Source organism: Vibrio sp. 970 (assembly GCF_033339075.1).
Map to the genome: position 1 here is coordinate 1 of NZ_JAWOTW010000390.1, position 656 is coordinate 656.

Genomic DNA, 656 nt, shown 5'->3' on the forward strand with positions numbered 1-656 from the left:
TCACAACCAAGATCAAATCGTTTAGACAGGCGCTGATTTATCTGGGCGAAGAACGTTTACGACGCTTTATTTCTCTGGTTGCGATTGCTTCTGTGCAAGAGGACAAGCCAGATTCACTCTACTCGCTTGCTATTCAACGCGCTCGTATGTGTGAAATTTTGCTTAGCCAAATGAAAACCAAGTACGATCCTGGACAAGCCTTTCTGACTGGTATGTTCTCATTATTAGGCTCGCTTCTCGATCAACCTCTGTCGGATGTGATTGAAGACATTCCCGTCGATGAAGACATCAAGCTCGCCCTGACAAGTCGAAAAGGTGTGCTTGGGTATCTCCTTTCTATGTGTATTGCTTACGAACAAGCAGATTGGGAACTGGCTGAAAGATACTGCTCTGTCTTGAAGTTAACGGAAACTCAGCTAGCTGATGCATTCAATGAATCGACAGAGTGGGCTCAAGAACTGCTTTCTCAAACACCTTAACTCGCTATAATGCTTCTCTCCCACTCTATTGGGATTATTTGTTTCATCGCTTTACCTAACGAGATTTCATCTTATGGCTTCTTCTTGTCCTTGCGGCGCTAACCGTACCTACCAACAGTGTTGCGAAATTGCGCACAACAATCACGCTGACGTCAAAACACCAGAACAGTTAATGCG

The 656-nt window shown here is 44.7% G+C and carries 2 protein-coding genes; both read left to right on the plus strand.

Annotated features, from left to right (window positions below; translation table 11 throughout):
- Positions 1–479 (plus strand): EAL and HDOD domain-containing protein (locus tag R7Q11_RS26875; protein ID WP_225467076.1); only part of this gene is annotated, 479 nt, incomplete at its 5' end.
- A 73-nt stretch (positions 480–552) separates the two neighbouring features.
- Positions 553–656 (plus strand): SEC-C metal-binding domain-containing protein (locus R7Q11_RS26880; protein ID WP_225467077.1); only part of this gene is annotated, 104 nt, incomplete at its 3' end.